This window comes from Nocardia sp. NPDC003345 (assembly GCF_053589395.1).
This window is the reverse complement of sequence record NZ_JBSFRU010000405.1, coordinates 1-5113: the sequence shown is the minus strand read 5'-3', so window position 1 is coordinate 5113 and position 5113 is coordinate 1. Positions and strand designations below refer to the sequence as shown.

The window sequence follows — 5113 nt, the reverse complement described above, 5'->3', positions numbered from 1 at the left end:
GTCGCATCCGTATCTGGACGCGGTGCTGTTCATCCTGGGGGTCACCCGGGACGAGGTCGAGGCGGCGGACGCGCGGGACGGTGTGCTGCGCCGGGTGCCGCTGGGCTGATCGGTGGGGCCGCGTCCGATTCGGACGGCCGCCGCGTCGGTAGGCTGACCGGAGGCGACGGTCGGGTTTGTGGAGGGTGCTGGAATGCCGGAGTGCGGCGCGACGGAAGTGATGGCGGGCGGCCTGGACTCGGGCGAGGACGCCGCGAACCCGGACGCCGCGCCGGAGCCCTGGGCGGACCCGGGGTTCACCCAGCGGCATACCGAGCTCGCCACCGGATACGGAGGCAGCGGCGATCCCGATGATCCGGCCCAGGTGCAGGCCATGCAGATGGTGCTGCATATCCCGAAGGCCGACCCACCGGCCCGCAGCGCCTTGCTGGCCGCCGCGGCCGCCGCGGCGGTGGCGCTGTGCCTGGACCCGCGCGTGGGTGCCGAGGGGGAATGGGAGCGGCCGTATCTGACCTGGAAGCGGTCGCGGATCCGGAAGGTGGCCCGGCGGGCGCGCGGGTCGCAGTGGACCGCGGCGAACGAGGTGCCCGGGCTCACGATCGAATGCGGCGGTGCCCAGGCGCGGGCGCTGGTGCCGGGGGCGGTCGGCGCGATCGACCCGCGTATCCGGCGCCTGCAGATCGGCGGCACCGAGCTCGAATCCGACGACCCCGGCCCGGCGCCCGCCGATCTCCCGGTCTTCTGGGTGAACGCGGCCCTCGGCATGACGGTCGGGAAGGCGGCGGCGCAGGTCGGGCATGCGAGCATGCTGTTCGCCGGGGCGCTGCCGCTGGAACACGCCCGGGCCTGGGCGCGGCGGGGATTCGCCTGCGCGGTGCGCGAGGCCGGACCGCAACAGTGGGAAGCCCTGCGCGCGGCGGTGGCCGGGGGTACGGCGACCGCTGTCCGTGATGCCGGTTTCACCGAGGTCGCGCCAGGTTCGGTCACGGTGATCGGGACTGCGCCCGCGGCGCCGGATCAGGGCTGGTCCTGACCGCCGGGTCCGGTGTGCGAGACGGGGTCCGGGCGCGCCGATGTGGAGAATCGCGGGTGCCCGGTGCCGCCGCCGATGATCGCTCGAGACAAGATGGAGCCCGTGGCGCACCCCGATCCAGATCTGCTCATCGACTTCTCCAACGTTTCCATCCGCCGCAACGGGCACACCCTCGTCGGTCCCGTGACCTGGCAGGTCGAACTCGACGAACGCTGGGTGATCCTGGGCCCCAACGGCGCCGGTAAGACGTCGCTGCTGCAGATCGCGGCCGCGGAGACCCATCCCTCCTACGGCACCGCCCATGTTCTGGGTGAACGGCTCGGCAAAACGAATGTCAGCGAACTGCGTCCACGGATCGGGTTGTCGTCGGCGGCGCTGGCCGCCCGGATCCCGGCCGACGAACGGGTCGCGGATCTCGTGGTCTCGGCGGGTTACGCGGTACTCGGCCGCTGGCGCGAACAGTACGACGACATGGATACCGACCGGGCGATCGATATGCTGGAAAGCCTTGGCGCCGAACATCTTCTGGACCGCACCTACGGCACGCTCTCGGAAGGCGAACGCAAACGGGTCCTGATCGCCCGGGCCCTGATGACCGACCCGGAACTGCTGCTCCTCGACGAACCGGCCGCCGGCGTGGACCTGGGCGGGCGCGAGGAACTGGTGGAAAGCCTCGGCGACCTCGCCGCCGACCCCGACGCCCCGGCGCTGGTGCTCGTCACCCACCACGTCGAGGAGATTCCGCCCGGTTTCACCCACTGCATGCTGCTGAGCGAGGGCGAGATCGTCACCCAGGGCCTGCTGGACGATGTCCTGACCGCCGCGAATCTCAGCGAGGCGTTCCGTCAGTCGATCGCCCTGGACCGGATCGACGACCGCTACTTCGCCCGCCGCGCCCGCCGTCTCGGCCGCCACCGTTCCCGCTGACCAGCGCGTATTACAATTGTTCAATGCATGTTAAACTGGCTTCATGAGTACCATCGCGTTCCGGGCCACAGTGCATGATCGGTCGCTGGTCGAAAAGCTGGCGCGAGAAGGGGAAACGACCAGTGACGTGCTGCGCCGTGCGCTGCACGTCCTGGAGCAGGAGCAGTGGCAGACCCAGATGCAGGCCGCCGCTGATCGGATCGAAGCATCGGGTGAGAATCTCGGCGACGAGCCTGATGCCTGGTGATCCGCGGCCTGATCTACAAGATCGATCTCGGTGAGGCCGAGCGTGGGTATGAGCAGCGCGGACGCCGCTACGGTGTGGTGCTGTCCCGAGCGAACTGGTCCATGGTGACCGTTGTTCCGACCTCCACCGGTGCGGCCGCCTCGCCATCGCGGGTGGAGATCGAGTTGATGGGGCAGCCGACGCGGGTATTGGTGGATCAGATCCGGTCCATCGACTCCGGCTATCTGATCGGCGACCCGGTCGGTTACCTGACCGCCGAGGAGATGGACACGCTCGATGACGTGATCCGCCGATATCTGGGGCTCGGTCGGCCGCCGCAACGGTAGTGCGGGGCCGGGGCTAGTGTGCAGGGGTGAGTGAGACGACTGTGCCGGATTCCGCCGAGGTGCCCGAGGCCAGGGACGCTTCCACCGTGATGCTGGTGCGCGACGGTGTGTCCGGTCCGGAGGTCTTCCTGCAGCGGCGGGCCGGGGCAATGGACTTCGCGGCCGGGATGACCGCGTTTCCCGGCGGCCGGGTGGATCCGGTGGACGCGGAGGTCGATATCGCCTGGGCCGGGCCGCCGCCGGCCTGGTGGGGGCAGCGGTACGGCATCTCCGAGACGCGGGCAAAAGCGCTGGTGTGCGCCGCGGTGCGGGAAACCTTCGAGGAATGCGGGGTGCTGCTGGCCGGTCCCACGGCCGAAACCGTGGTCGCCGAGACCGCCGGTTACCGCGGTGACCGGGAGCGGATCGAGCGCCGGGAACTGACCCTCGCCGAATTCCTCGCCGAGGAGAAACTCGTCCTGCGCGCCGACCTGCTGCGGCCCTGGGCGCGCTGGATCACCCCGACCGTCGAGCGCCGCCGCTACGACACCCATTTCTTCGTCGCGGTGCTCCCGGCCGGACAGCAGGCCGACGGCGCCACCACCGAATCCGATCATGTGCAGTGGTCCACACCGGAGTCGGCGCTGCGGACCTGGAAGGACGGCGAGCACGTGCTGCTGCCGCCGACCTGGTCGCAACTGGTCTCATTGGCCGAATACGCGAATACCGGCGAGATACTCGCCGCCGATCTGCGGATAGATCCGATCCAGCCGGAGTTCGGCGAGGTCGACGGGAAGAAGCTGCTGATATTCCCGGACAATATGCGCTATTTCGCCGATATCCCGGACCCGAACCGGCTGGTGGGGTCGAAGGGGATGCGCGATACCGACCCGTCGCTGCTGGGCGGATCCCGGCCCGGCGGCGGTCCCGCGGACGCGCGGTAGCGTTACCGTCCATGGCCGAATTCGTAACCCTGTCCCGGCTCGGGTCCGCGGACCTCGGATCCGAGGAGGTGGACGGCTCGCAGCGGGCGGTGGCGCTGCTGCGGATCGCCCGGCCGCCGATGAATCTGCTGAGTACGCAGGTGATCCGGGAGATCGCCGAGACGGCGGCGGTCTGCGGCGCCGATCCCGGGATCGCGGCGCTGGTCGTCTACGGCGACGAGCGGGTGTTCTGCGCGGGCGACGATCTGGCCGAACTCGCCGGACTACCGGCCGGGCAGGCGAGCGCCATGGCCGCGGATCTGCAGGCGGCGCTGGGCTGCCTGGCCCGGATCCCGCAGCCGACGGTGGCCGCGATCAGCGGGTACGCCCTCGGCGCCGGACTCGAACTGGCGCTGGGCGCGGACCGGCGGGTGATCGGCGACAACGTGAAGCTGGGGTTGCCGCAGATCCACGCCGGGTTGATACCGCTGGCCGGGATCCGGCGGCTGTCGCTGCTGATCGGTCCCGGACCGGCCCGGGATCTGGTGTTCACCGGCCGTTTCGTGGAAGCCGACGAGGCGGCGCGGCTGGGTCTGGTGGATCAGGTGGTGGCCCCCGACGATGTGCTCGGCGCCGCGCTCGCCTGGGCCCGGCAGTTCGTCACCGGGCCGGGACAGGCGCTGGCGGCCGCCAAGGCGGTGTTCGAGGCGGGGCCGCACGGTCACGAGCGCGCCCGCACCGAATGGTCGCGGCTGTTCGACACCGAGGACCAGCGAACTGGAACACGTTCCTACCTGCGGGACGGGCCCGGAGTGGCGGAGTTCACGGGTCGCTGAGCGGGGCCTGACCGGGTCGAACCTACCCGGTGGTATTCGCCGCCGGAACAGGAAAGGCTAGGCGTACCTCCGCCTTCGCTCCGGCCATGCGCGGACTGCGGGTGGGCTGCGCCCAGCAGCACCCATTAGGCTCTCCGACCATGACGGTACGCCCCGACGACCCCGCGCCCCATCCGCACGCGACCGCCGCGGAGGTCGAAGCAGCATTCGAGGACACCAAGCTCGCCCAGGTGCTCTATCACGACTGGGAAGCCGAGACCTACGACGACAAATGGTCCATTTCCTATGACGAACGCTGTATCGACTATGCCCGCGGCCGGTTCGACGCCGCGGTGGGCACCGACGCGGAGCTGCCGTACGAACGAGCCCTGGAATTGGGCTGCGGAACCGGCTTCTTCCTGCTGAACCTGATGCAGTCCGGGATCGCCAAGAGCGGTTCGGTCACCGACCTGTCGCCCGGCATGGTGAAGGTCGCGCTGCGCAACGCCGAGAACCTGGGCCTGGATGTGGACGGCCGGGTCGCCGACGCCGAAACCATCCCCTACGACGACAACACCTTCGATCTGGTCGTCGGCCACGCGGTTCTGCATCACATCCCCGATGTGGAGCAGTCGCTGCGCGAATGCCTGCGGGTGCTGAAGCCCGGCGGCCGGTTCGTCTTCGCCGGGGAACCCACCACCATCGGCAACCTCTACGCCCGCAACCTGGGCAACGTGACCTGGAAGGCCACCACGGCCATCACGAAGCTGCCGTTCCTGCGGGACTGGCGGCGGCCGCAGGAGGAGCTGGACGAATCCTCGCGTGCCGCCGCGCTCGAGGCCGTGGTCGACCTGCACACCTTC

General features: G+C 69.9%; 7 protein-coding genes. All 7 read left to right on the top strand.

Annotated features, from left to right (window positions below; all coding sequences use genetic code 11):
- Positions 1–220 precede the first annotated feature (220 nt).
- Positions 221–1033 (top strand): aminoacyl-tRNA hydrolase, encoded by an 813-nt coding sequence (locus ACWDU1_RS29325; RefSeq protein ID WP_450003410.1) that lies wholly within the window; start codon positions 221–223, stop codon positions 1031–1033.
- Between the two features lie 93 nt (positions 1034–1126).
- The gene (locus tag ACWDU1_RS29320) at positions 1127–1960 is read left to right on the top strand and encodes an ABC transporter ATP-binding protein (RefSeq protein ID WP_450003408.1); all 834 of its coding nucleotides are present in this window, start codon (positions 1127–1129) and stop codon (positions 1958–1960) included.
- A gap of 43 nt (positions 1961–2003) precedes the next feature.
- Positions 2004–2207, top strand: coding sequence for a hypothetical protein (locus ACWDU1_RS29315; protein WP_450003406.1), 204 nt, complete (start codon positions 2004–2006; stop codon positions 2205–2207).
- A complete protein-coding gene (locus tag ACWDU1_RS29310) occupies positions 2204–2533 on the top strand; it encodes a type II toxin-antitoxin system PemK/MazF family toxin (RefSeq protein WP_450003405.1) in 330 nt (109 codons plus the stop codon). Before ACWDU1_RS29315 ends, ACWDU1_RS29310 begins: the two co-directional genes overlap by 4 nt.
- Before the next feature lie 89 nt (positions 2534–2622).
- Positions 2623–3456: an NUDIX hydrolase gene (locus ACWDU1_RS29305; RefSeq protein ID WP_450003407.1), complete on the top strand. Its 834-nt coding sequence runs from the start codon at positions 2623–2625 to the stop codon at positions 3454–3456.
- Between the two features lie 11 nt (positions 3457–3467).
- The gene (locus ACWDU1_RS29300; RefSeq protein WP_450003403.1) at positions 3468–4271 is read left to right on the top strand and encodes an enoyl-CoA hydratase-related protein; all 804 of its coding nucleotides are present in this window, start codon (positions 3468–3470) and stop codon (positions 4269–4271) included.
- 140 nt (positions 4272–4411) lie between these two features.
- The coding region (locus ACWDU1_RS29295; protein WP_450003402.1) for a class I SAM-dependent methyltransferase at positions 4412–5113 on the top strand (702 nt) is incomplete at its 3' end.